This is a genomic window from Bradyrhizobium sp. SZCCHNR1098 (assembly GCF_032489375.1).
In the GTDB taxonomy this organism is placed as follows: Bacteria; Pseudomonadota; Alphaproteobacteria; order Rhizobiales; family Xanthobacteraceae; genus Bradyrhizobium.
This window is the reverse complement of sequence record NZ_JAUEXY010000009.1, coordinates 272920-297993: the sequence shown is the minus strand read 5'-3', so window position 1 is coordinate 297993 and position 25074 is coordinate 272920. Positions and strand designations below refer to the sequence as shown.

Here is a 25074-nt window from a genome sequence, read left to right as displayed (position 1 = left end):
CACAATCTTGAGATGCGGAGGTAACGCACCGCGTCCATATGCGTTTGGACAGCGTCACGCCACATTCATCAGATAATCTTATCGTTATGATCATCAATCTCAATTTCCCCTGATCGAAGTAGCCGCGTAGGGTCCCGGCTCCCACCCCAGGGGGGAACCATGACGATCACGTCAGGAGGCAAACATGGATGACGTCAGCAAGTGCCCGTTCTCGGGCGGCTTGAAGGGATTTTCGAACAAGGATTGGTGGCCGAACCAGCTCAATCTGTCGGTCCTGCATCAGCACTCGAACCTCTCCGATCCGCTCGGCGAGGCGTTCGATTACTCCAAGGAATTCAAGAGCCTCGATCTCGACGCGCTGGTCAAGGATCTGCACGCGCTGATGACGGATTCGCAGGACTGGTGGCCGGCCGATTTCGGCCATTACGGTCCGCTGTTCATCCGCATGGCCTGGCACGCCGCCGGCACCTATCGCATCGGCGATGGCCGTGGCGGCGCCGGCACTGGTCAGCAGCGTTTTGCGCCGCTGAACAGCTGGCCGGACAACGCCAACCTCGACAAGGCGCGCCGCCTGCTGTGGCCGATCAAGCAGAAGTACGGCCAGAAGATCTCCTGGGCCGACCTGTTCGTGCTGACCGGCAACGTTGCGCTGGAATCGATGGGCTTCAAGACCTTCGGCTTCGGCGGTGGTCGCGCCGATACCTGGGAGCCCGAGCAGGACATCTATTGGGGCCCCGAGGGCAAGTGGCTCGCCGACGAGCGCTACAGCGGCGACCGCGAGCTCGCAGGCTCGCTCGCTGCCGTGCAGATGGGCCTCATCTACGTCAACCCGGAAGGCCCGAACGGCAATCCCGATCCGCTGGCTGCCGCGCGCGACATCCGCGAGACCTTCGCCCGCATGGCGATGAACGACGAAGAGACGGTGGCGCTGATCGCCGGCGGTCACACCTTCGGCAAGACCCACGGCGCGGGTGATGCGTCGCTGGTCGGGGCCGAGCCGGAAGGCGCCGACATCGCGCAGCAGGGTCTCGGCTGGGCCAGCAAGTACGGCTCCGGCAAGGGCGGCGATACCATCACCTCCGGCATCGAAGTGATCTGGACGACGACGCCGACCAAGTGGAGCAACAACTTCTTCTGGAATCTGTTCGGCTATGAATGGGAGCTGACCAAGAGCCCGGCCGGCGCGCACCAGTGGAAGCCGAAGCATGGCGCCGGCGCCAACACCGTGCCGGATGCGCATGACAAGTCCAAGCGCCACGCGCCGTCGATGCTGACCACCGACCTCGCGCTGCGGTTCGATCCGGCCTACGAGAAGATCTCGCGCCGGTTCATGGAGAACCCGGATCAGTTCGCCGATGCCTTCGCCCGCGCCTGGTTCAAGCTGACCCATCGCGACATGGGTCCGAAGGTGCGCTACCTCGGCCCGCTGGTGCCGAAGGAAGATCTGATCTGGCAGGATCCGGTGCCGCCGGTCGACCATCCGCTCGTGGACGACAACGACATCGCGTCGCTCAAGGCGAAGATCCTCGCCTCTGGCCTGTCGGTGTCGCAACTGGTGTCGACGGCCTGGGCCTCGGCCTCGACCTTCCGCGGCTCGGACAAGCGCGGCGGCGCCAATGGCGCGCGCATTCGTCTCGCTCCGCAGAAGGACTGGGCGGTCAACAACCCGGCTGAGCTCGCCAAGGTGCTCTCGACCCTCGAGGGCATCCAGAAGGAGTTCAACGCATCGGCCACCGGCGGCAAGAAGGTGTCGCTCGCCGACCTGATCGTGCTGGCCGGCAATGCCGGCGTCGAAGCGGCGGCCAAGAAGGCCGGCGTCGAGGTGACCGTGCCGTTCGTGCCCGGCCGCACCGATGCCTCGCAGGAGCAGACCGAAGTCGAGTCGTTCGCGGTGCTCGAGCCGAAATATGACGGCTTCCGCAACTATCTCAGCGGCCAGCAGTGGCTGTCGGGCGAGGAGCTGCTGGTCGACAAGGCGCAACTGCTCACTTTGACCGCGCCGGAGATGACCGTGCTGGTCGGCGGCCTGCGCGTGCTCGGCGCCAACGCCAACGGCTCCAAGCATGGCGTGTTCACGGCGCAGACCGAGACACTCACGAACGACTTCTTCGCCAACCTGCTCGACATGGGCGTGGTGTGGCGGCCGGTCGATCAGGGCGAGCACACCTTCGAGGGCCGCGACCGCAAGTCCGGCGCGATCAAGTGGACGGCCACCCGCGCCGACCTGATCTTCGGCTCACACTCGCAGTTGCGGGCGCTCGCCGAGGTCTATGCGAGCTCGGATGCCAAGCAGAAGTTCGTCAGGGACTTCGTCGCCGCCTGGACCAAGGTGATGAACCTGGATCGGTTCGAGCTGAAGGCCTAAGTCGAGAAGCTGACTGACCGAGAATAATGCGAGGCGGCGCTTCAGTGATGAAGCGCCGCTTCTTTCATTTCGACATGCTTGCCAGTCGCAAGCCTGTCAGCGCGCCGCGGCCGAGCCGCCGCCATCGATCTGGCGGCCCATCAGCGCGATCGCCTTCTGATAGACGCCGGCGGCGTTCCAGGCCTCGATGGCGGCGAAGTTCGGCTCGCCCGGCTGATAGCCGGCGCCTGCCTTCCAGCCGTTGGCGCGCAGGAAGTTCGCGGTCGAGGCCAGCGCGTTGGCGGCGACGTCGAGATTGCCGACTCCGTAAGCGAGGATGTTCTTCGGCATGAATTGCGTCTGCCCGACCTCGCCATGCATCGAGCCGCGGGTGTTGCCCGAGAGCACGCCGCGGTCGATCAGCTTGAGCGCGGCATAGAGCTGGTCGGTGAAGAACTCCGGACGGCGGCAATCATAGGCGAGCGTCGCGATCGACGACAGCATGTGCTGATTGCCGCGCTGGCTGCCGAACGCGCTTTCCATGCCCCAGATCGCGATCAGGGGTCCGGGCGGCACGCCGTAGCGCTGCTCGATCGAGGCGAACATCGCCGCCTGCGACTGCTTGAGCTGGCGGCCGCGCGCGACGATCGCCGCAGCCCCGCGCTTGGCGAGGAACTGATCGAGCGAGAGCTGGAAGCTGCGCTGGCCGCGATCGGCGGCGACCGTCGCCGAGGCATAGTTGGTCTGCATCAGCGCGGCGATCGCGGTGCCGCCGACGCCCTTCGCCCTCGCCTCCTCGCTGAATTCGCGCTTCCACGCCTCGAACCCCGCCGGCGACGAGCCGCACTGCGCCGCCTGCGCAACACCGCCGCAGGCTGCGAGCAGCGTCGCGGCGGTGAACGTGAAGGTGATCATGGCCCGCCGGTTGATCATTCAGACTCCTCTGGTCGCGTCCGCCGATGCGGCCTGCATCGTGCCCCTGTCGGAACATCAGGCGCCGCTGCGGCAATATCGGCCGCCCCTGGTTGAAACGGCGACAACCTATCGGAAATGGAAGAAAATCATAGCCGGCGGCGCGTGAGCCGCAGATGAACGCGCCGAGCGCCGCCTGTGAACGAGCAGCAGGACGATCGGCCCAGGCTGCCGTGCAGGTTCCGATATCCAGCCCCCGCAATCGTGATCCGCGGATACGCGTCGATCGCCTTCGGGCTTGATCAAATCGCAATAACAATACTATACGGTTTCGTTTAGTGAACGGATGGGTGGGACGTGCGATCGCGTTGGATCCGAGCGGCAGGGAGTCTGGCCGCATTCTGCAGCCTGGCTCTCCTGCTCGGCGGCTGTGCCGCCGTTCAGCGCGCGGCCTATTCGGCCGACGATGCCAAACGCGCCACGATCGACGGCTTTCGCGCGATCCGGATGTGGGCCGATGCGCCGGCCGCGAGCTTCGACAACGCCGCGTTCAAGCCGCAGCCGCAACCGGGCAAGCCCTTCGCCTATCTTGCGCTGTCCGGCGGCGGTGGCGACGGCGCATTCGGCGCCGGCGTTCTCAACGGCTGGAGCGAAAGCGGCGCTCGTCCCGAATTCACGATCGTCTCGGGCGTCAGCACCGGCGCGCTGATCGCTCCGTTCGCCTTCCTCGGGCCAGCCTACGATGCGACGCTGAAGGAGATGTATACGAGCGGGCTCGCCAGCTCGTTCGCGGCCTCCCCCAACGCGCTCAACGCCGTGTTCGGCTCATCCCTGTTCGATGGGCAGCCGCTCCGCGACGCGATCAGCCACTACACGACGCCGGACCTGCTCGCGGCGATCGCCAGAGAACACGCCAAAGGCCGGAGACTGTTCGTCGTGACCACCGACCTGGACGCGGGGCGCCCGGTGTTGTGGAACATGGGTGAGATCGCCTCGGCGCGGACGCCACGCGCGCTCGACCTGTTCCGGCAGGTCCTGACCGCGTCCGCCAGCGTTCCCGTGGCGTTTCCGCCGTCGCTGATCGCGGCCTCCTCCGACGGCAAGCCGATCGAGGAGATGCATGTCGACGGCGGTGTCTCGACCCAGGTGTTCACCTTTCCGGACCATCTGCTGATGCAGCCCGAATCATCGCGGCGCATGGCCTCAGCGAGGCCCGCCATCTACATCATCATGAACGGCCGGACGTCCACCGATTTCCAGCCGGTCGAAAACAGCGCCAAGGCGATCGCGATCCGCTCGCTGGCCATGAAGAGCAAACGCGAGATCCGGAGCTACCTCTCGGCCACCTATCAGTTCGCCCGGCACAATGGCCTAGCCTTCAACATGACGGCGATCGACCCGTCCGTCCCCGAGGGCCAAGGCGTCGGCTTCGACACCGACTACATGCGCTCGCTCTACACCCTTGGCTATGACGGCGCGCGCTCGGGTCGCTTCTGGACCCAGACGCCGCCGGCGCCGTTACCTTGACAACCGCGCCATCGACAATTATAAAACGATACAGTTTCGTTTTATCGCAACCGTTTCCCAAGGGAATGCTCTACAAGCACCGACCGAGATCGGAGACAGCAGGCCGTCATGAAACGAATCATTCTGTTGACCTTGATCCTGCTGTCATGGACTCCCCTGGCGCACGCCGTCGCCGGAACCGGCACCGGCATGCAGACGGAGGGTGATCCGCAAGCCTCCACCGATCCGGCGCTGAGCCAGGAGACGATTGATCGCGAGCTCGACAAGTTCAGGCGGACGGAGGTGTCACTGCACCAGGCGCTGCGAATCGCCGAAAGGATTCATCCTGGCTCCAAGACCGCGGACATCAGCTTCGAGGGTGGGCTCGACGCCCCCGTCTACAAGGTTCGAACCCTGCAGCGCGGACGGATCTGGGAATCCGACATCGACGGCACCACGGCAAAGGTGCGCAACAGCGTGCTGTTCTCGACCGTGGACGGACTGAGCGAAAGCGACCGTAACAGCCTGGCCGCCCTCACCACGGTCCGGCTCAAGATGTCGGATGCGATTCGGATCGCCGAGCGCTCGGCGGCCGGCCGGGCGATCAGTGGCGGCCTGATGAACAAGGACGGCAAGCTCGCCTTCATCGTGGTCGTCGTCAGCGGCAACGATCTCAAGCAGGTGACGCTCGAACCGTCATTGCTGCGGCGGCGCTGATCGCGCTGCTCAGGCCTTCGGCTGCAGCGCCAGGAAAATCTTGACCCGGTCACGGACGAAGCCGGGCAGCTCCCTGCGGATCGTCCGTTCGCTCTCGCCCATCAGCGAGCGCATGATCACCGGCATGACGATCAGGTCGATGAAGATCTCGGCGGAGGCCGCCGACGCCTTCGACGGCGTCCGGCGGGCGGTCATGGCCGAGACGCCGATCGTCTCGGCGAGCAGCGCCGCCACGGCATGGGTGGCGCGCTTACGCGAGACGTCATGAAACTGACAACTGAGATCGGGAAACCGGTAGGCCTCCCCGATCGTGACCCGTAACAATCCGAGCGATTCCTTCAGCGCGCGATCGACGATGGCGATGGCAAGTCCAACCAGCTTTTCCTGTGCAGTGCCGGCGACCGGCGTGTAGGCCCCGAGATTCATCACGTCGTTGATGGAGCGCTCGACGACAGCGGCAAACAAGGCGGCCTTGCCGGTGTATCGGGCATAAATCGTCGGCTTGCTGGCGGGGGCGCGTTCGGCGATCTCGTCGATGCTGGCGCCGTCAAAGCCGCGCTCGAGAAACACCGCGCGCGCAGCGTCCAGAATACGTTCCTCGATGTTTCCAGCCAGCGCCTTCGGCGGCCGTCCCACCCGCCCGCGAAACGCTTCCGTGCGTGCAACGTCCGTACGTTTCAATTTGGCCTGCGTGCGGGCCATACTCAACGACCTCGACTCGACATGAAGACATAACGTTAAGGGATTACACGTTCTTGTCGAGACGGCAATAGAACAACTACGCCACGCGGCTATGCGCATGGTGGCGTACATAATCGGCAATGCATCAGCACAGACACCTCAAAATACCTCAGGCAACAAACTCCACGAGATCGTCGAGCACAGCGAGCGCACCGTCGAACGTGTCGTCATGAAAGTAGAGGCTGCGCGTGATCAGCACGGGAACGCCGGCGCGGGTCGCAGCCATCAACCCGTTACCGGAGTCCTCGATCGCGATGCAACTGGCCGCGGGCAGATCGAGCTGCGACAAGACCTCCAGGTAGACATCGGGCGCAGGCTTCTTGCGCGCGACATCGTCGGCCGCCACGACGGCGGCAAATCCTGCCTCCCAATCCACGCCCAACACGGGCGCCAGCAGGGCATCGATATTGGCGCGCGTGGTCGTCGTCGCGATCGCGAGCCGCTGCCCGCGTGCCGAGGCAGCCCCCAGCAATGCTTGAACGCCCGGGCGCAATGGGCATCCCTTGTCGGCCATCAGCGCGGCAAACCGCTCCGTCTTGATGCGATGAAGCCGGGCAATGACGGCGTCGCTCAGCGGCGGCCCCGTGCGCCGCATCTGGTCGAAGGCGCGAATGCGCTCCTTGCCGCCGGCGACGCGCAGCAGCTCCATGTAGATGCGGCGGCCCCAGTGCCAGTCGATGCCGACCGCGACGAACGCCTCGTTGAAGGCCTCGCGATGGATCTCCTCGGTCTCGGCCATGGTGCCGTCGACATCGAAGATCAGCGCGCCGGCGTCGGCGATGCGGCGCCTGAGATCGTCGAGCGGCGCGTTCATCACCAAAGCGAGACTCATGATTGCGCCTCCGCCCTGCCGTCGCCTGCGTCGGCGCCCTTGGCGAACACGCGACTCGCCAGCACGTCGCTGGCTTCGATCGACATCACGTCATCGGACGTCAGCACGCGGTCGAGCCGCGACACCAGCCGGTTGGCCTGACGCAGGCGGATCCGATCCAGCGCGTTGCGGATCGAGCGCGCGTTCGAGAACAACGGTTGGGTGCGCCGGACGGCGATGTACTTTTCGAAAGCGGCGCGGGCCTCCGGGGTGAAGCGATAATTCTGCCCCTCCAGCATCATCTCGGAGATCGTCAGTAGCTCGGCTTCCGAATAGTCGGGGAAGTCGATGTGGTGGGCGATGCGCGAGCGGAAGCCGGGATTGCTCTGGAAGAACTTCTCCATCCGGTCGGCATAGCCGGCAAGAATGACCACGAGGTCCTCGCGCTGCGACTCCATGATCTGCAGCAGGATCTCGATCGACTCCTGGCCGTAGTCGCGCTCGTTCTCGGGACGGTAGAGATAATAGGCCTCGTCAATGAACAGGACGCCCCCCATCGCCTTCTTCAGCACTTCCTTGGTCTTTGGCGCGGTGTGGCCGATATATTGGCCGACGAGATCGTCGCGGGTGACACTGATGACGTGGCCGCGACGGACGAAGCCGAGCCGATGCAGGATGCCCGCCATGCGCAGCGCGACCGTGGTCTTGCCGGTGCCGGGATTGCCGGTGAACGACATGTGCAGGGTCGGAAACGTCGTCGCCAGCCCCATCTTGCGGCGGATCCGCTCCATCATCAGCAGCGAGGCGATCTCGCGGATCCGCGTCTTGACCGGCGCGAGCCCGACCAGCTCACGGTCGAGCTGCTCCAGCACGGGCGCAATATCGACGCTCTCGAACTCGCGGCGCAGGTCGACGGTATCGACCGGCGTCGCCTGGGTGGTGTCCGCCTGCGTGGCCTGCATCATCCGCTCGTGCTCCGTTCGGGACGCTCGCATCAGATCGCCGTGCCTTCGAACCTGGCAGCAACGAAGCAACGGCAAATAGAAGGTGATATGGCCGCTCCGGGCGGAGATCCCTGCCACGCCGCAGACCTGCAGGCGCAGCAGCGACCTCCGCCCGCCAGGGATCAGTAACGCTGGCCTTCGGGGCGCTCGGCCGCGTAGGACCGCGTCGAATAACGCTGATTGCGCCCGACGGTTTCCTGCCGGTCGAGCCGGAAGCCCGGCTCGTTCTGCGGCCGGTTGACGATGAAGGACAGCCGGGTCGACTCCCAGCCGTGGGTGGAGTCGAAGGCCGAGATGCGGATGTAGCGGTCGCCATAGATCTTCCGGCATTCGGCCAGCTCGCGCATGATGCCGGCGGCGTCACGCAGGTCGAACATCGGCAGGCCCCACATCTCCCAATAGGTGTTGCGGGGATGCGGATCGTCGGTGAACTCGATGTTCACGGCCCAATTCTTCTCGAGGCAATACTGGATCTGGGCCGTGATCTGCTCGTCGGTCAGATCGGGTAGGAAAGAAAAGCAGCCTTGGGTCACGCGCATGTTGATGTCTCCTGGTGTGGCTGATGCGGGCGAGCGGGCTCCGGCCCGCGTCGCGGCGGCGCATCGAATAATGACTAGGCGGCGGGCGTGACGGTCGGCACGAAGTCCGGCGAGTCGGTCGATTCGTAGTTGAAGGTGACGTCCTTCCAGATCTCCAGCGCCTCGCGCAGCGGCGTGCAGGTCTGCGCCGCCTTGGCCAGGATCTCCGGGCCCTCATGCACGTAGTCGCGGCCCTCGTTGCGGGCGAGGATCATCGCCTCCAGCGCGACGCGGTTGGCGGTCGCACCGGCGGCGATGCCGCGCGGATGTCCGATGGTGCCGCCGCCGAACTGCAGCACGACGTCCTCGCCGAGCAGGTCGAGCAGCTGGTGCATCTGGCCGGCATGGATGCCGCCCGAGGCCACCGGCATCAGCTTGTTCAGGCTCGCCCAGTTCTGGTCGAAGAACACGCCGTGCTCGAGCCGCATCGGATTAAAGTCCTCGCGGCAGATGTCGTAGTAGCCGCGTGTGGTGTTCGGGTCGCCCTCGAGCTTGCCGACCACGGTGCCGGCATGGATGTGGTCGACACCGGCGAGCCGCATCCACTTGGCGATGACGCGGAACGACACGCCGTGCGCGCGCTGCCGCGTATAGGTCGAGTGTCCTGCACGATGCAGATGCAGGATCATGTCGTTCTTGCGAGCCCACTTCGCCATCGACTGGATCGCGGTGTAGCCGATCACGAGGTCGATCATGACAACGCATGACCCGAGCTCCTTGGCGAACTCGGCGCGCTCATACATGTCTTCCATGGTCGCTGCGGTAATGTTGAGATAAGTCCCCTTCATCTCACCGGTGGCCGCCTGCGCCTTGTTGACCGCCTCCATGCAGTACAGGAAGCGCTCGCGCCAGTGCATGAACGGCTGCGAGTTGATGTTCTCGTCGTCCTTGGTGAAATCGAGCCCGCCCTTCAGCGCCTCGTAGACGACGCGGCCGTAGTTGCGGCCGGACAGGCCGAGCTTCGGCTTGACGGTAGCGCCCAGCAGCGGCCGGCCGAACTTGTCGAGCCGCTCGCGCTCGACGACGATGCCGGTCGCCGGCCCCTGGAACGTCTTCACATAGGCAACCGGCAGCCGCATGTCCTCCAGCCGCAGCGCCTTCAGCGGCTTGAAGCCGAACACGTTGCCGATGATCGAGGCCGTCAGGTTGGAGATCGAGCCCGGCTCGAACAGGTCGAGGTCATAGGCGATGTAGGCGAAGTAGCTGCCCGGCGAGCCCGGCACCGGCTCGACCCGGTAGCACTTGGCGCGGTACTTCTCGGCCGCCGTCAGGCGGTCGGTCCACACCACGGTCCAGGTCGCGGTCGAGGATTCGCCGGCGACCGCGGCGCAAGCCTCGGTCGGGTCGACACCGTCCTGCGGCGTGACGCGGAACAGCGCGATCACGTCGGTGTCCTTTGGCTGATAGGACGGCTCCCAGTAGCCCATGCGCTTGTATTCCATGACGCCGGACTTGTAGCGATCCTTGCCGCGCACCGTGATCGATGGGTCGTTCATGTGTTCCTCCTGAATGTTCGTTATGGCCGTGGATGTCAGGCAGCTTCAGTCATTCCCCCAACTCGCGGATCGAGTGCGCCGGAGCGGTAGCGCTTGGCCATTTCGGCGAGCGGAATGACCTTGATCCTGGATGCATTGCCGGCAGCGCCGAACTGCTCGAACCGCTCGCGGCACAACTCGCGCATCGAATCCATCGCCGGCTTCAGGAACTTGCGCGGATCGAACTCGACCTTCGACGACGCGCCGACCTTGCGGAAGATCGCGGTCATCGCCAGCCGGCAGTCGGTGTCGATATTGACCTTGCGGACGCCATGGCGGATGCCGCGCACGATCTCCTCGACCGGGACGCCCCAGGTCTGCGGCATCTCGCCGCCGAACTGATTGAACATGTCCTGCAGCGCCTGGGGCACCGAGGACGAGCCGTGCATCACCAGATGCGTGTTCGGCAGCCGGCGATGGATCTCCTCGATCACGTTCATGGCGAGGATCTCGCCGTCCGGCTTGCGCGAGAACTTGTAGGCGCCGTGCGAGGTGCCCATCGCGATCGCCAGCGCATCGACCTTGGTGGCGCGGACGAAATCCACGGCCTGGTCCGGATCGGTCAGCAGCTGCTCGCGGCTGACTTTGCCCTCGAGGCCGTGACCATCCTCCTGCTCGCCGCCGCCATGCTCGAGCGAGCCGAGCACGCCGAGTTCGCCCTCGACCGAGGCGCCGACCCAATGCGCCATGTCAGTGACACGGCGGGTGATGTCGACATTGTAGTCGTAGTCAGCCGCGGTCTTGGCGTCGGCCTTGAGCGACCCGTCCATCATGACAGAGGTGAAGCCGTACTTGATCGCGGTGGCGCAGGTCGCCTCGTCGTTGCCGTGGTCCTGGTGCAGGCAGAGCGGAATCTGCGGATACATCTCCTCCAGCGCGTCGATCATCTTCGACAGCATGATGTCGCCGGCATAGGAGCGCGCGCCGCGCGAGGCCTGGATGATCACGGGGGCGTCGACCGCCGCGGCCGCCTCCATGATCGCGAGCCCCTGCTCCATGTTGTTGATGTTGAAAGCCGGCACGCCATAGCTGCGCTCGGCAGCATGGTCCAGCAATTGTCTGAGCGTGATCCGCGCCATGTTGATCTCCGTTCCTGTTTCGATGTTCTGTTCTGTGACGCGGCTCAGGAAGCCCGCGCCCGGATGATGTTGCGCATGGCCGCATCGGCGACCGCCGCAGGCGTGATGCCGAATTCGCGATACAGCACCTCGGCCGGCGCCGAGGCGCCAAAGCCCTGCATGCCGACGAACTCGCCGGCATCACCGAGCCAGCGCGCCCAGTCGCCCTCGATCGCAGCTTCGACCCCGATGCGTGGCGCATGGCCGAGCACTTCGGCGCGATACTCTGCCGACTGCTTGCGGAACAATTCGAAGCACGGCGCCGACACCACCGCCGCCTGGACGCCTTCGGCCGCCAGCAGCTTGGCCGCCTCCAGCGCGATGGCCACCTCCGAGCCGGTCGCAATCAAAGTCACGTCGCGACCGGCCTCGGGCTCGATGACCACGTAAGCGCCGAGCGCTACCTTGTTGTGATCCGATGCCTCGGTGCGGAACGCCGGCAGCGCCTGCCGCGACAGGCACAGCACTGACGGCGAGGTCTCCGCACGCAGCGCGCAATCCCAGGCTTCCGCCGTCTCGACCGCGTCGGCCGGGCGGAATACCAGAAGGTTCGGAATGGCCCGCAAGCTCGCGACATGCTCGACCGGCTGATGCGTCGGGCCGTCCTCGCCGAGGCCGATGGAATCGTGGGTCATCACGTGGATGACGCGGATGCCCATCAGTGCGGCCAGGCGAATCGCCGGCCGGCTGTAGTCGGCGAACGCGAGGAAGGTGCCGCCGTAGGGAATGAAGCCGCCATGCAGCGCGATGCCGTTCATGGCCGCGGCCATCGCATGCTCGCGCACGCCATAGTGGATGTAGTTGCCGTCCATGGTCGCTGATGTGACCGACTTGTGCGTCTTGGCCTTGGTGAGGTTGGAGTGAGTGAGATCCGCCGAGCCGCCGAGCAGATTGGGCAGCACCGTCGCGATGACATCGATGACGTTCTGCGAGGCCTGGCGGGTGGCGATCTTCGGCCGCTCGGCCGTGAGCTGCGCGATGAACTGCGCCATGCGCTCGGTATAGGCGGCTGGAAGCTTCTTGTTCAGCGCGTCGTGGCAGGGCGACCGGTCCGCGGTGCACAGCTTGCGCGCACGCTCCTTCCAGGCCTGGCGCACGCTGCGGCCTCGCGCGCCGATCTCGCGCCAGCTCACCAGCACGTCGGCCGGCACCTCGAACGGACGGTGGGGCCAGTGCAGTGCCGCGCGGGTCTTCTCGACCTCCTCCGGCCCAAGCGGCGCGCCATGCGCCTTCTCCGAGCCCTGCCGTCCGGGTGAACCGAAGCCGATCGTCGTCCGGCACGCGATCATGCTGGGACGATCGCTCTGCCGCGCCGCTGCGATCGCCGCAGCAATCGCTTCCGGATCATGGCCGTCGATGCGGCAGGTCGTCCAGCCAGAGGCGGCAAAGCGCGCCAGCTGATCGTCGGAGCATGCCAGTCCGGTCGAGCCGTCAATCGAAATGCCGTTGTCGTCGAACAGCACGATCAAACGATTCAGCTTGAGATGACCCGCGAGCGAGATCGCCTCGTGACTGATGCCCTCCATCAGGCAGCCGTCGCCGGCGATCACATAGGTGTAGTGATCGACCAGATCGTCGCCATAGCGCGCGTTCATCAGGCGCTCGGCGAGCGCCATGCCGACCGCCGTCGCGATGCCCTGCCCCAGCGGACCGGTCGTGGTCTCGACGCCCGGCGTGTGGCCATATTCCGGATGCCCGGGCGTCTTGGCGCCCCATTGCCGGAACTTCTTCAGCTCATCGATCGTGACCGCCTCATAGCCGGTCAGATGCAGCAGCGCATAGAGCAGCATCGAGCCGTGTCCGGCCGACAGCACGAAACGGTCGCGATCGGGCCAGGCCGGATCGGCGGGATCGAACTTCAGAAAGCGCTGATACAGCACAGTGGCGACATCGGCCATGCCCATCGGCATGCCGGGGTGGCCCGACTTCGCCTTTTCGACGGCGTCGATCGCGAGGAAGCGGATGGCATTCGCCATCTCCGCATGGCTGGGATCGGCCTTGATATCGGTCTTGCTATCAGTCTTGGGGGCCAGCGTCTGCACGGCGGTGGCGGTCATAGCGTGCGCCTCTTTCGGTCCATCAGTTGCATGATCATGGGGGTGAGAATGAGCTGCATGGCGAGATCGAGCCTGGAACCATGGATCACGATCGAATTCGCGCGCGACATGAAGCTGCCCTGGATCATCGAGAGCAGATAGGGAAAGTCGATGCCGCGCGGATTCTTCAGGCGGATGACGACCATCGACTCGTCGGGCGTGGGAATCCAGCGCGCGATGAAGGGATTCGACGTGTCGACCGTCGGTACACGCTGGAAGTTGATGTCGGTCTCGGAAAACTGCGGAATGATGTAGTTCACATAGTCCGGCATGCGCCGCAGGATTGTGTCGGTGACCGCCTCGGTGGTATAGCCGCGCGAGGCACGGTCGCGGTGCAGCTTCTGGATCCATTCGAGATTGATGACCGGAACGACACCGATCTTGAGGTCCGCATGCTGGGCAATGTTGACCGTCTCGGTGACGACAGCGCCATGCAGGCCTTCGTAGAACAGAAGATCGGACTCTTCCGGCAGCCGCGTCCAGTCGGTGAAGTTGCCGGGCCTTGTGTCGTAGAGCCGCGCCTCCTCCTCGTCATGGACGTAGTGGCGCGTCATGCCCGTGCCGGTCTCGGAGTAGTCGCGGAAGGTCTTCTCGAGCTCCTCGAACAGGTTGGTGTCGGGGCTGAAATGGCTGAAGTGCTTGTTGCCGAGTTCGGCCTCCTCGACCATCTTGCGGCGCATCTCCTCGCGATTGTAGCGATGGAAGGCATCGCCCTCGATGTAGGCCGCCTTGACGTTCTCGCGGCGGAAGATGTTCTCGAAGGTCTTCTTGACGGACGTGGTGCCGGCGCCCGACGAGCCCGTGATCGAGATGATGGGATGACGACGTGACATGACTTTTCTCCGGAAGGCGCGTTCGGCAGGCTGGCTCAGCGGAACAGGCCGCGCCGCGCGAACAGGGGCGCATCGCTGGTTTCGAACAGCGGCTCGACACCCTCATGCAGCTGGTCGACGTCGCGGACAAGGCGAACGTCGCCCATGATCAGCGGCGCGCGCTGATGCGGCGAGCGCGCCGACAGTTCGAGAATGCGCGAACGGCCGCTCGAGGCCGAGCCGCCGGCCCATTCCATGATCAGCGCCATCGGATGCGCCTCGTAGACCAGCCGCAGCCGGCCCTCACGATAGCCGGGGCGGGAGTCGGCCGGATAGAGGAACACGCCGCCGCGCATCAGGATGCGATAGGCCTCGGCGACCAGCGAGGCGATCCAACGCATGTTGAAGTCGCGGCCGCGCGGGCCCGCGGCGCCCGCCAGGCATTCGTCGACATAGTTGCGCACCGTCCCGCTCCAGTGCCGGCGGTTCGAGGCGTTGATGGCGAACTCCGGCGTATCCTGCGGGATGCGGATTCCGGACTTGGCGAGCATGAACTCGTGCAAGGTCGGATGCAGGACGTAGAGATCGACGCGGCGGTCGATCGCGAGCACCAGGCAGGTCTGCGGTCCGTAGACGAAAAAGCCGGCGGCACGCTGCGCGGTGCCGGGCTCGAAGAAGCTGGAGAGCACGTCGCGGCCACGCGGCCGGATCGAGAAGATGGTGCCGACCGAGATGTTGTTCTGCAGGTTCGAGGAGCCGTCGAGCGGGTCGATCGCCACGCAAAGTGGGGCAGCAGCGTTGACCGTTTCCGGCCGATCGACCTCTTCGGACAGGATGCCGGCGACAGGAGCCCGGCGCAGCGCATCCCGCATCAGATTGTCGGCGACGATGTCGAGCGCCTTCTGGACGTCGCCGTCGGCGTTCACGGTGGCGGCGCCTTCGTCGACGCCGGACAGCGGCGCGATAGCGATCTGCCGCGCGAGCTCGCGCGCCGCCTCGGCCAGAGCCTCGATGACCGCGGCACAATCGGCGTCGGCACCCTGCGCCGCCAGATGTGCCTGCAATGTCTGATGATGATCCATGGGCCACTCCCTTGCCATCAGCCCATTCTTTGGAGAGCTTGATGCGTGCGGCACGAAGGGGTCGTGCCGCACCCCCATCAAGGCCCGGTTTGCGTGATTAGGGAAATTTCTTTATCTTTGGATCGACAAAAGTTTTCCTTATATCGAGGGTTCCATGAGCCGGCGCTTCTCACGCGACCTCACCATTCGCCAGCTGCGCGCGCTCGCAGCCGTGCAGGAGTCCGGATCGGTCACCTCCGCGGCCGGCCGTCTTCACCTGACGCAGCCTGCGGTCACGCTGCAAATTCGCAACCTTCAGGAGCTCGCCGGCCTGCCGCTGATCCAGCGCACCACCGACGGCATGATCCTCACCGAAGCCGGACGCAGCGTGCTGGCGCTGGCCGAACGCGTCGAGGCGGCGCTGCAGGATTGCGAGCAGGCGCTCGACATTTTGGCGGGGCGCAGCGGCGGCAGGGTCGCGATCGGCGCGGTCAGCACGGCGAAATATTTCGTTCCCTTCGCCATCGCGGAATTCTCGCGACGGTTCCCCAAGATCGACGTCACCCTGCGGATCGGCAATCGCGACACCATCCGCGAAGCGCTCAGAGGATACGATCTCGACATCGCCATCATGGGACGGCCGCCGGCGGACATTCCCGTCGACATGCGGCCGATGGGCAAGCATCCGCATGTCATCGTCGCGCCGGCGGGGCACCGGCTCGCGCGCCGAAAACGGATCGCGGCCGCAGAGCTCGCGGGCGAGGTGTTCATCACGCGCGAGAGCGGCTCGGGAACCCGCATGCTGATGGAGACCTTCCTGGAGAAGCACGGTCTGCATCTCAAGACCAGCATGGAGATGGACAGCAACGAGACCATCAAGCAGGCCGTCATCGCCGGCCTCGGCATCGCCTTCATCTCGCAGCACACGGTGTCGCACGAGCTCTCCGAGGGCCGCCTGGTCACCTTGAAGGTGCCCGGACTGCCCGTGATCCGGCAATGGCATGCGGTACGGCGCGCCGACAAGCTGCTGCTGCCGCCGGCGCAGGCCATGCTGGATTTCCTCGGCAAGGAGGGCGCACGGTTCCTGCCCCGTTGACGGCACGGTGAGGGACCGGCGTGGTGGCACCGTGCGCGCGCACGTCGATGTGCGCGCGCACCAGACCTCACGCGGCCTGCGCCAGCCCCATCTCGGCCCAGATCGCCGAGAGTGCCGTCGGCCGAAATTGCCAACACGACCGTCGCAACCCCACCCGCTCTCAGCATCCTGCGTTGTCCCGATTTTCCGAGCCCTCGCGCAGCTATTCCTTACAGTGATTAGTGCAATGAATACTTGTCATGCCATGTGTCGGTGAAATGATCGCTGAAAACGAGTGGTCAAGCCGCAGTTTGAGCATGCGGCGGGCGCAGGGATACAGTTGGAAGTATGTGCTTGTAAATAAGCCTTGACACTGAGGGCGCAGCATGGACTGTCGAGTCTCTCAAGACGTTAGCGGGATGCGACCTAGCGCCTTCAAGATGCGCGCCGACGGCGTCGGCCGTGGTCCTTGAGCGTCTCCAACGGGTGCCTAGACCATGGCCGAATTTCACGGTCCACGCGCCGACGTGACATTGCTGCTCGACATGGACGGCGTGATCCGTGAGGCGACGCTGTCTCCCAACATGTCATCCGAAAATGTCGACGTGTGGCTTGGCCGTCCCTGGTCCGAGATCGTCGACGGTGCGAGCGAGAAGATCGAACGCATCATGCAGGACACCAAGCGGACCGGCATTTCCGCATTCCGCCAGATCACGCAGCGCTTCCCCAGCGGCCTCGAACTTCCGATGGAATTCACGACTGTACTGCTCGGCGGTCGGGCTGGCATGCTCGCGATCGGCAAGAACCTGCAGGCCGTGGCCGAGCTGCAGGCCCGGCTGATCTCGGCCCAGCAGACCATCGAGCGCGACTATTGGAAGCTGCGCGAGATCGAAACGCGCTACCGGCTCGTGATCGAGGATTCCAACGAGGCCGTACTGCTGACGAAGGTCCGGGATCTGCGCATCGTCGAAGCCAACCGGACCGCGACCTCCGCGCTGGGGGCATCCGGCCGCCGCAGGGACAATCTGGTCGGCCGCGAGTTTCTGCAGGAGATTCCAGCCACTGACCGCGAGCTGGTTGAACAGATGCTGAGACGCGTGCGCGACCAGGGCAAGGCGCCCGGCATCGTGGTCCATCTCGGCGCAGAGGCCGTCCCCTGGATGCTCAGGGGATCCCTGATGACCAGCAATACCGGGATGACCAGCAATACCGGGCCGATGTTCCTGCTGCAGATGGCGCCGATCGGCAAGGCTGCGCAGCCTGGCCTCGTGCCGGACAATCCCGAAGCGCTGATCGACAGCCTCCCTGACGCCGTCATCAGCATCGACGGCGGCGGTGCCATCAAGCGCGCGAATCGCGCGTTTCTGGAACTGGTCGAGATCGGGTCGACGGAGGCGGTCATCGGCGAGAAGCTGAGCCGCTGGTTGACGCGCCCCGGCGCCGACCTTTCGGTCCTGATCTCCAACGTCGAGCGCCACGGCACCGTTCGGCTGCTATCCACGACCATCCAAGGCGAGCTCGGCACCGAAACGGAGGTCGAGATCTCGGCTGCGGCCTATGGTCTGGACGGCCATCCCCGGATTGCGCTGGTGCTGCGCAACGTCGCCAGGCGGCTGTTGCCGACTGCGGAGCATGACAACCTCAGGGTCGCGCTGGCCGCCCTGAACGAATCCGTCGGCAAGACTCCGCTGCGCAAGCTGGTGAAGAGCACGGTCGAGGTCGTTGAACAGCATTACGTCCGTGCCGCGCTCGAGCTCGCCAATGGGAATCGGACGTCGGCCGCCGAAATTCTTGGTCTCAGCCGCCAAAGCCTTTACGCCAAGCTCGATCGGTATGACCTCAGCCAACCAGAAGAAAGCGACGACGAGGAAACCGAAAAGGGGAGCTAGTTGCCCGCTGCGAGCGCGCGGACCGCGGTCGACTTGCCGGCGCCGCGATCGCCAAAGGCCAGCACGCCGCCGACCTTCGGATCGACGACAGCGATCATCAGCGCCAGCGTCATCTCGTCCTGGCCGACGATGGCCGAGAACGGAAGGCGATCCCCATGAGCTTCCCCTGCACCGCGACGAGTTCCCTTCGCGTTGTCAGCATGAGATCACAATCAGGGGCCGCACTTCAACCCGTGAGGAATGCACGCCCTCAGCGTGCCAGGCTCGGCAGGTCGAGGCCGTAGGCCTCGGCGCACGCGATCGCGTCCTCGTAGCCGGCATCGGCATGGCGCATCACGCCGGTGGCCGGATCGTTCCACAACACGCGCTCCAGCCGCCGCGCCGCGTCCGGTGTGCCGTCCGCCACGATCACCATGCCGGCATGCTGCGAATAGCCGATGCCAACCCCGCCGCCATGATGCAGCGACACCCAGGTCGCACCGCTCGCGCAATTCAGGAGCGCGTTGAGCAGCGGCCAGTCCGAAACGGCATCCGAGCCGTCCTTCATCGCCTCAGTCTCGCGGTTCGGGCTCGCGACCGAGCCGGAGTCGAGATGGTCGCGCCCGATCACGATCGGCGCCTTCAATTCGCCACGGGCGACCATCTCGTTGAACGCAAGCCCGAGGCGATGACGATCGCCGAGCCCCACCCAGCAGATCCGCGCCGGCAGCCCCTGGAACTTGATGCGCTGCCTCGCCATGTCGAGCCAGTTGTGCAGGTGCTTGTTGTCCGGCAGCAGCTCCTTCACCTTGGCGTCGGTCTTGTAGACGTCTTGCGGATCGCCCGACAGCGCAGCCCAGCGGAACGGACCGATGCCGCGGCAGAACAAGGGACGAATATACGCCGGCACGAAGCCGGGAAAATCGAACGCGTTGGCGAGGCCCATGTCCTTCGCCATCTGGCGGATGTTGTTGCCGTAGTCGAGCGTCGGGATGCCCATGGCGTGGAAATCCAGCATCGCCTGGACGTGGCCGACCATCGAGGTCTTCGCCGCCTGCTCGACGGCCTTCGGCTCCGACGCGCGCTTGGCCTCCCACTCGGCCAGCGTCCAGCCCTTCGGCAGATAGCCGTTGATCGGATCATGCGCGCTGGTCTGGTCGGTGACGATGTCGGGGCGCACGCCGCGGCGCACGAGCTCCGGGAAGATCTCGGCGGCGTTGCCAAGCAGGCCGACGGACACCGCCTTCTTGGTGTTGGCGGCCTCCGCCATCAGCGCCAGCGCCTCGTCGAGCGTGGCCGCCTGGCGATCGAGATAGCCGGTGCGCAGCCGCATCTCGATGCGGCTCGGTTGGCATTCGACGGCGAGCATCGAGGCGCCAGCCATCGTGGCGGCCAACGGCTGCGCGCCGCCCATGCCGCCGAGGCCCGCGGTCAGGATCCACTTGCCAGCGAGATCGCCATTGTAGTGACGGCGGCCGACCTCGACGAAGGTCTCATAGGTGCCCTGCACGATGCCCTGGCTGCCGATGTAGATCCAGGAGCCGGCCGTCATCTGGCCGTACATCATCAGGCCCATTTTATCGAGCGCGTTGAAATGATCGAGCGTCGCCCAATGCGGCACGATGTTGGAGTTGGCGATCAGGACGCGCGGCGCATCCGGATGGGTGCGGAAGATGCCGACCGGCTTGCCGGATTGCACGACCAGTGTCTGATCCGCCTCCAGCTTGCGCAAGGATTCGACGATGCGATCAAAACTGTCCCAGTCGCGCGCGGCGCGGCCGATGCCGCCATAGACGATCAGTTCGCTCGGCTTCTCGGCCACATCAGGATCGAGATTGTTCATCAGCATGCGCAAGGGCGCTTCGGTGAGCCAGCTCTTGGCGCTGATGTCGCTGCCAATGGGGGCGCGGATCACCCGCGCATTGTCCAGGCGTCGGTTCATGGGTCCCTCTCATCCAAGCTTGGGAAACGGATCGCGTCCGAGTGCATGCGTTGCAACCGTGGCCAACACACCGCCACCGACGAGCGCGGCCGCCTTGGCGAGATCGTCGGCCATGTAGCGGTCGTTCTCCAGCGCCGGCACGTGCACGCGCAGCGCACCGATGACGGCCGACAGCGCCGCGCTGGTGTCGTGCGGCGCTCGCAGCTCGATGCCTTGGGCGGCGACGAGCAGCTCGATGCCGATGATAGCAGCGAGATTGTCGGCCATGTCGTGCAGCCGCCGCGCCGCATGCGCGGCCATCGACACATGATCTTCCTGGTTGGCGCTGGTCGGCGTGGAGTCGATCGAGCATGGCAGCGCGCGCTGCTTGTTCTCGGCGAACAAAGCCGCCGCCGTCACCTCGGCGATCATGAAGCCGGAGTTCAGTCCCGGCTCCGGCGTGAGGAACGGCGGCAGGCCGAAATTCAGCGCGGGATCGACCAGCGTGGCGATGCGCCGCTCGCTGATCGCGCCGAGCTCGGACAGCGCCAGCGCGATCTGGTCCGCAGCGAACGCCACCGGCTCGGCATGGAAGTTGCCGCCGGAGATGATCTCGCCGGTCCCGACCAGCACCAGCGGATTGTCGGTGACGGCATTGGCTTCGGTCACCAGTGTGCGCGCCGCCTGCGTCAACAGATCGAGCGCGGCGCCTGCGACCTGCGGCTGGCAGCGCAGGCAATACGGATCCTGCACGCGTTCGTCGCCTTCCAGATGTGACAGTCGGATGGCGCTGCCGTCGAGCAGCTCCGTCAGCACGCGGCCAGCTTCGATCTGACCGGGATGACCGCGCAGCGCCTGGATCTCAGGGCGGAACGGCGCAGTCGAGGCCATCGCGGCATCGACCGACAGCGCGCCGGCCGCCAGCGCGGCGTTGAGCAGATCATGCGCGCGCAACAGGCCAGCGAGCGCATAGGCCGTCGAGAACTGCGTCCCGTTGATCAGCGCGAGGCCTTCTTTCGGCCCGAGCGTGACCGGCGTCAGGCCGGCGTGCGCCAGCGCCTCGCGCCCGGGCACCAGCCGGCCATCGTGGAAGGCCTGGCCCTCGCCGATCATGACCGCCGTCATGTGCGCGAGCGGCGCCAGATCGCCGGAGGCGCCGACGGAGCCCTGCTGCGGCACGAACGGAGACACGCCGTGCGCCAGCATCGCCTGGAGCTGCTCGATGATCTCGCGCCGCACGCCCGAGGCGCCGCGGCCGAGCGAGATGATCTTCAGCGCCATCATCAGCCGCACGACCGGCTCGGGCGTCGCAGGGCCGACGCCGCAGCAATGCGAGAGGATGAGGTTGCGCTGGAGCTGCGCGGTCTGATCGGGCGGGATGCGTTTCGAGGCCAGCTTGCCGAAGCCGGTGTTGATGCCATAGACCGGCTCGGCGCCTTGCGCCGCCCTGGCGACGATCGCGGCCGCCGCATCGACATCAGGCCAATAGGAAGGCTCGAGCACGACCGCAGCTCCCGCATAGATCTGCGCCAGATCGTCGAGGCCGACGCGGCCGGGCGCCGCAATGATCGTGCTCACTGGCCCCTCCAGACACGCTGATGCAGCGGATTGAAGCCCATGCGGTAAACCAGCTCCGCCGGGCGGCCGATGTCCCAGACCGCGAGATCGCACCATTTGCCGACGTCGAGCGTGCCGGTCTCAGCCGACAGACCGAGTGCGCGGGCGCCTTCGCGCGTCACTGCGGCAAGACACTCGTCGACGGTCATGCGAAACAAGGTCGCGGCCATGTTCATCGTGAGCAGCAGCGAGGTCAAAGGCGACGAGCCTGGATTGCAGTCGGTGGCGAGCGCGAGCCTCACGCCATGTTTGCGGAACAGCTCGACCGGCGGCTTCTGCGTCTCGCGGATGAAGTAGTAGGCGCCGGGCAGCAGCACTGCGACCGTTCCACCTCGCGCCATCGCGGCCGCGCCGGCTTCGTCGGTGTGCTCGAGATGATCAGCCGAGAGCGCGCCGAACTGGGCCGCAAGCGCCGCGCCGCCGAGATTGGAGAGCTGGTCGGCATGCAGCTTGACCGGCAGGCCGAGCGCTTTCGCCGCAGCAAATACCCGCGACGTTTGCGCGTGAGAGAAGGCGATGTTTTCCATGAACGCATCGACGGCATCGGCGAGGCCCGACCTTGCGACCGCCGGCAGCATCTCATTGCAGACGAGATCGATGTAGCGGTCCTTGTCGCCGCCAGCCTCCACCGGCAGCGCGTGGGCGCCGAGAAAGCTGGTGCGCACGCCGACCGGCCGCCGGCTGCCGAGCGCGCGGGCTGCGGACAATTGCCGCAGCTCGGTTGCGGTTTCCAGCCCATAGCCGGACTTGATCTCGATCGTGGTGACGCCCTCGGCGAGCAGTGCATCGAGCCGCGGCAGAGCGCTTGCAACCAGCGCCTCCTCGCTGGCGGCGCGCGTTGCAGCGACGGTCGAGACGATGCCGCCGCCAGCGCGGGCGATCTCCTCATAGCTCGCGCCCGCCAAGCGCAGCTCGAACTCATGGGCGCGGTCGCCGCCGTAGACGAGATGGGTGTGACAATCGACGAGGCCCGGCGTGATCCAGCGGCCCTCGCAATCGATGCGCTCGGGCGCATCCGCATTGGCTGGAAAATCGGACTGCGGGCCGGCAAAGGCGATGCGGCCGCCGCGCGCGGCCACCACGCCCTGCTCGATCACGCCGAGGCCCGGCTGCCCCTCGCGCAGCATCGCGAGCCGCGCATTGTGCCAGATCCGATCGAAGCGCTCGGCCATGCTGCTGCCTCCCAACTTCACGAAAGCTTGACGGGCGATATGTCTATACATAAACTCGCTTCCGCCGTCCTGTCCAGCGGGCTTATCGATCATGGCGTCACTGCACTTCGCATCCGCGCTTCTGCCCAAGGGTTGGGCCGAGGACGTGCAGGTCGTCATCAGCAACGGCACAATCGCGTCGGTCACCGCGGGCGTGCCTCCGACCTCCGCCGACGAGCAACATGAGGTCGCGATCCCCGGCATCGCCAGCCTGCACAGTCACGCGTTCCAGCGCGGCATGGCAGGGGTTGCCGAGATCAGCGGTCCTTCCACCGACACGTTCTGGACCTGGCGCGAGACGATGTATCGCTTCGCGCTGGCGATGAGCCCTGACGATGTCGAGGCGGTCGCGACGCTGCTCTATGTCGAGATGCTGGAGCGCGGTTTTACGCGGGTCGGCGAATTCCATTATCTGCATCATGATCGCGATGGCACGCCTTACGCCGACATCGCCGAGATGGCGGTGCGCATCGCCGGTGCAGCTCAATCATCCGGCATCGGCCTGACGCTGCTGCCGAGCTTCTATGCGCATGGCGGGTTCGGCGGCGCCGCGCCGCATGAGGGACAGCGGCGCTTCATCTGCGATGTCGATCGCTTCGAGAGGCTGCTCGCGGCGTCGCGCAGGGCTATCAGCACTCTTGCCGGCGCCAATCTCGGCATCGCGCCGCACAGCCTGCGCGCCGTCGCGCCGGATGAGCTGAGCACGCTGTTGCCGCTTGCGGACGGCGGCCCGATCCACATTCACGCCGCCGAGCAGGTCAAGGAGGTCGAGGACTGCCTGGCCTGGTCGGCGCAGCGTCCCGTGCAATGGCTGCTCGATCATCATGCCGTCGATGCTCGCTGGTGCCTGATCCACGCGACGCACATGACGCCGGATGAAACGGCGGCACTCGCGAGCAGCGGCGCGACGGCCGGCCTTTGCCCCATCACCGAAGCCAGCCTCGGCGACGGCATCTTCCCGGCGCGCGACTTCTTGCGCGCGCGTGGACGCATCGGCGTAGGCACCGACTCGAACGTGCTGGTCGGCGTTAGCGATGAGTTGCGCCAGCTCGAATACGGCCAGCGGCTGACGCATCGCGAGCGCAACGTGCTGACGTCAAGTCCGGATGCGTCGACGGGCCGCACGCTTCTCGATGCCGCGCTCGCCGGCGGCGCGCAGGCGCTGGCGCAATCTCTCGCCGGGCTGCAGGTGGGCGGCCGTGCCGACATCGTCACGTTCGATCTGACGCATCCTTCGCTCGCGGGGCGGACGCAAGATGCGCTGCTCGACGGCTGGATCTTCGCGACGTCGAACGACGCGATCGACTGCGTCTGGGCCGGCGGCGCCAAGGTCGTCCAGGGCGGCCACCATCGTTCGCGCGACACGGCCCGGCGCGGCTTCAACAGGGCCGTGCGGAGGCTGCTCGCATGAGCCTCGCCGATGACAGCGCCAAGCAGGCAACCGGCACGCTCTACAAGACGATCCGGCAGGACATCGAGCGCCGCATCCTCACCGGCGAATGGCCGCCGGGCCATCGCATCCCGTTCGAGCACGAGATCATGGAGCACTATGGTTGCTCGCGCATGACCGTGAACAAGGCGCTGTCGGAGCTTGCCCAGGCCGACCTGATCGAGCGGCGGCGGCGCGCCGGCACTTTCGTGCGGCGACCGCAATTCCTGTCGGCCGTGCTGAAGATCCCCGACATCCGCGCCGAGATCGGCGCGCTCGGCCGCGCCTATGGCTACGAGCTGATCTCATCGACGCGCCGCACCGCCAACGCGGCCGATCGCGAGCGCCTCGGCGTCAAGACGCCATGCAAGGTGATCGCGATCCGCTGCCGGCACAGCGCCGACAATTTGCCATTCGCGATCGAGGATCGCCTGATCGACCTCGATGCCGTCCCCGACGCGGCCAAGGCCAATTTCAAGGTCGATCCGCCCGGCTCCTGGCTGCTACATCACGTGCCATGGACCGAAGCGGAGCATGCGATCAGCGCCATCGTCGCCGACGAGGCGATCGCCGATGGGCTCGACATCGCGATCGGCGCACCCTGCCTCGTGATCGAGCGGCACACCTGGCGCCAGAACCAGCCGCTCACAGCGGTGCGGCTGGTCTATCCCGGCGAGCAGCATCGGCTTGTGGCGCGGTTCAGGGGCAGCGAATGAAA

General features: G+C 65.8%; 21 protein-coding genes and 1 pseudogene. 8 read left to right on the top strand and 14 right to left on the bottom strand.

Features of this window, described 5'->3' with window-relative positions; genetic code table 11:
- The first annotated feature begins 184 nt into the window (after positions 1-184).
- Entirely contained in the window at positions 185-2365 is a 2181-nt protein-coding gene (gene katG / locus QX135_RS20850; protein ID WP_316179723.1) for a catalase/peroxidase HPI, read from the top strand.
- Positions 2366-2461: 96 nt separating this feature from the next.
- Here the strand turns inward: katG and QX135_RS20845 are convergent, their stop codons facing one another.
- Positions 2462-3277, bottom strand: coding sequence for a lytic transglycosylase domain-containing protein (locus tag QX135_RS20845; RefSeq protein WP_409998861.1), 816 nt, complete (start codon positions 3275-3277; stop codon positions 2462-2464).
- Between QX135_RS20845 and QX135_RS20840 the strand changes: the two genes are divergently transcribed.
- The 3 genes from QX135_RS20840 (at position 3258) to QX135_RS20830 (ending at position 5479) form a co-directional block, all read left to right on the top strand.
- The gene (locus tag QX135_RS20840) at positions 3258-3425 is read left to right on the top strand and encodes a hypothetical protein (RefSeq protein ID WP_315798221.1); all 168 of its coding nucleotides are present in this window, start codon (positions 3258-3260) and stop codon (positions 3423-3425) included. The genes QX135_RS20845 and QX135_RS20840 overlap by 20 nt on opposite strands.
- 188 nt (positions 3426-3613) lie before the next feature.
- Positions 3614-4783: a patatin-like phospholipase family protein gene (locus tag QX135_RS20835; RefSeq protein ID WP_316179725.1), complete on the top strand. Its 1170-nt coding sequence runs from the start codon at positions 3614-3616 to the stop codon at positions 4781-4783.
- A 108-nt stretch (positions 4784-4891) separates the two neighbouring features.
- On the top strand, positions 4892-5479 hold the full coding sequence (locus QX135_RS20830; RefSeq protein ID WP_316179727.1) for a PepSY domain-containing protein: 588 nt from the start codon (positions 4892-4894) through the stop codon (positions 5477-5479).
- Positions 5480-5488: 9 nt separating this feature from the next.
- On the opposite strand, the gene QX135_RS20825 is transcribed toward QX135_RS20830, so the two are convergent.
- The 9 genes from QX135_RS20825 to QX135_RS20785 all read right to left on the bottom strand — a co-directional run bounded on the left by QX135_RS20825 (position 5489) and on the right by QX135_RS20785 (position 15274).
- Entirely contained in the window at positions 5489-6181 is a 693-nt protein-coding gene (locus QX135_RS20825) for a TetR/AcrR family transcriptional regulator (RefSeq protein ID WP_315735638.1), read from the bottom strand.
- A 148-nt stretch (positions 6182-6329) separates the two neighbouring features.
- The gene (locus QX135_RS20820; protein ID WP_316179729.1) at positions 6330-7052 is read right to left on the bottom strand and encodes an HAD-IA family hydrolase; all 723 of its coding nucleotides are present in this window, start codon (positions 7050-7052) and stop codon (positions 6330-6332) included.
- A complete protein-coding gene (gene cbbX, locus QX135_RS20815; RefSeq protein ID WP_315735640.1) occupies positions 7049-7993 on the bottom strand; it encodes a CbbX protein in 945 nt (314 codons plus the stop codon). Before cbbX ends, QX135_RS20820 begins: the two co-directional genes overlap by 4 nt.
- 164 nt (positions 7994-8157) lie before the next feature.
- On the bottom strand, positions 8158-8574 hold the full coding sequence (locus QX135_RS20810; protein WP_315733734.1) for a ribulose bisphosphate carboxylase small subunit: 417 nt from the start codon (positions 8572-8574) through the stop codon (positions 8158-8160).
- A gap of 74 nt (positions 8575-8648) precedes the next feature.
- Positions 8649-10109, bottom strand: a complete 1461-nt coding sequence (locus QX135_RS20805) for a form I ribulose bisphosphate carboxylase large subunit (RefSeq protein ID WP_315778468.1) — start codon at positions 10107-10109, stop codon at positions 8649-8651.
- A 35-nt stretch (positions 10110-10144) separates the two neighbouring features.
- Positions 10145-11227, bottom strand: coding sequence for a class II fructose-bisphosphate aldolase (fba, locus tag QX135_RS20800; protein WP_315733737.1), 1083 nt, complete (start codon positions 11225-11227; stop codon positions 10145-10147).
- A 44-nt stretch (positions 11228-11271) separates the two neighbouring features.
- Entirely contained in the window at positions 11272-13323 is a 2052-nt protein-coding gene (tkt, locus tag QX135_RS20795) for a transketolase (protein ID WP_316179732.1), read from the bottom strand.
- A complete protein-coding gene (locus QX135_RS20790; protein WP_315733741.1) occupies positions 13320-14195 on the bottom strand; it encodes a phosphoribulokinase in 876 nt (291 codons plus the stop codon). Before QX135_RS20790 ends, tkt begins: the two co-directional genes overlap by 4 nt.
- A 35-nt stretch (positions 14196-14230) precedes the next feature.
- Positions 14231-15274, bottom strand: a complete 1044-nt coding sequence (locus QX135_RS20785) for a class 1 fructose-bisphosphatase (protein ID WP_315733743.1) — start codon at positions 15272-15274, stop codon at positions 14231-14233.
- A 136-nt stretch (positions 15275-15410) separates the two neighbouring features.
- Between QX135_RS20785 and QX135_RS20780 the strand changes: the two genes are divergently transcribed.
- Complete coding sequence (locus QX135_RS20780; protein WP_315755203.1) at positions 15411-16331, top strand: LysR family transcriptional regulator; 921 nt, start codon at positions 15411-15413, stop codon at positions 16329-16331.
- 476 nt (positions 16332-16807) lie between these two features.
- Positions 16808-18199, top strand: coding sequence for a transcriptional regulator PpsR (gene ppsR / locus QX135_RS20775; protein WP_316179734.1), 1392 nt, complete (start codon positions 16808-16810; stop codon positions 18197-18199).
- Between the two features lie 5 nt (positions 18200-18204).
- On the opposite strand, the pseudogene QX135_RS20770 reads toward ppsR, so the two are convergent.
- The 4 genes and pseudogenes from QX135_RS20770 to hutI form a co-directional block, all read right to left on the bottom strand.
- Positions 18205-18342, bottom strand: a pseudogene (locus QX135_RS20770) (magnesium chelatase ATPase subunit I); the annotation flags it as partial.
- 107 nt (positions 18343-18449) lie between these two features.
- On the bottom strand, positions 18450-20120 hold the full coding sequence (gene hutU / locus QX135_RS20765) for a urocanate hydratase (protein ID WP_316179736.1): 1671 nt from the start codon (positions 20118-20120) through the stop codon (positions 18450-18452).
- Between the two features lie 9 nt (positions 20121-20129).
- Positions 20130-21677 carry a histidine ammonia-lyase gene (hutH, locus tag QX135_RS20760; protein ID WP_316179738.1) on the bottom strand — a complete coding sequence of 516 codons (1548 nt, stop codon included), beginning with the start codon at positions 21675-21677 and terminating at the stop codon, positions 20130-20132.
- Positions 21674-22888 carry an imidazolonepropionase gene (gene hutI / locus QX135_RS20755; RefSeq protein WP_316179741.1) on the bottom strand — a complete coding sequence of 405 codons (1215 nt, stop codon included), beginning with the start codon at positions 22886-22888 and terminating at the stop codon, positions 21674-21676. Before hutI ends, hutH begins: the two co-directional genes overlap by 4 nt.
- A 91-nt stretch (positions 22889-22979) precedes the next feature.
- Here hutI and QX135_RS20750 point away from each other — a divergent pair, with 91 nt between their 5' ends.
- Both QX135_RS20750 and hutC read left to right on the top strand, forming a co-directional pair.
- Positions 22980-24338, top strand: coding sequence for a formimidoylglutamate deiminase (locus QX135_RS20750; RefSeq protein WP_315733755.1), 1359 nt, complete (start codon positions 22980-22982; stop codon positions 24336-24338).
- A complete protein-coding gene (gene hutC / locus QX135_RS20745) occupies positions 24335-25072 on the top strand; it encodes a histidine utilization repressor (RefSeq protein ID WP_315785525.1) in 738 nt (245 codons plus the stop codon). The genes QX135_RS20750 and hutC overlap by 4 nt, the downstream gene beginning before the upstream one ends.
- Positions 25073-25074: the final 2 nt, after the last annotated feature.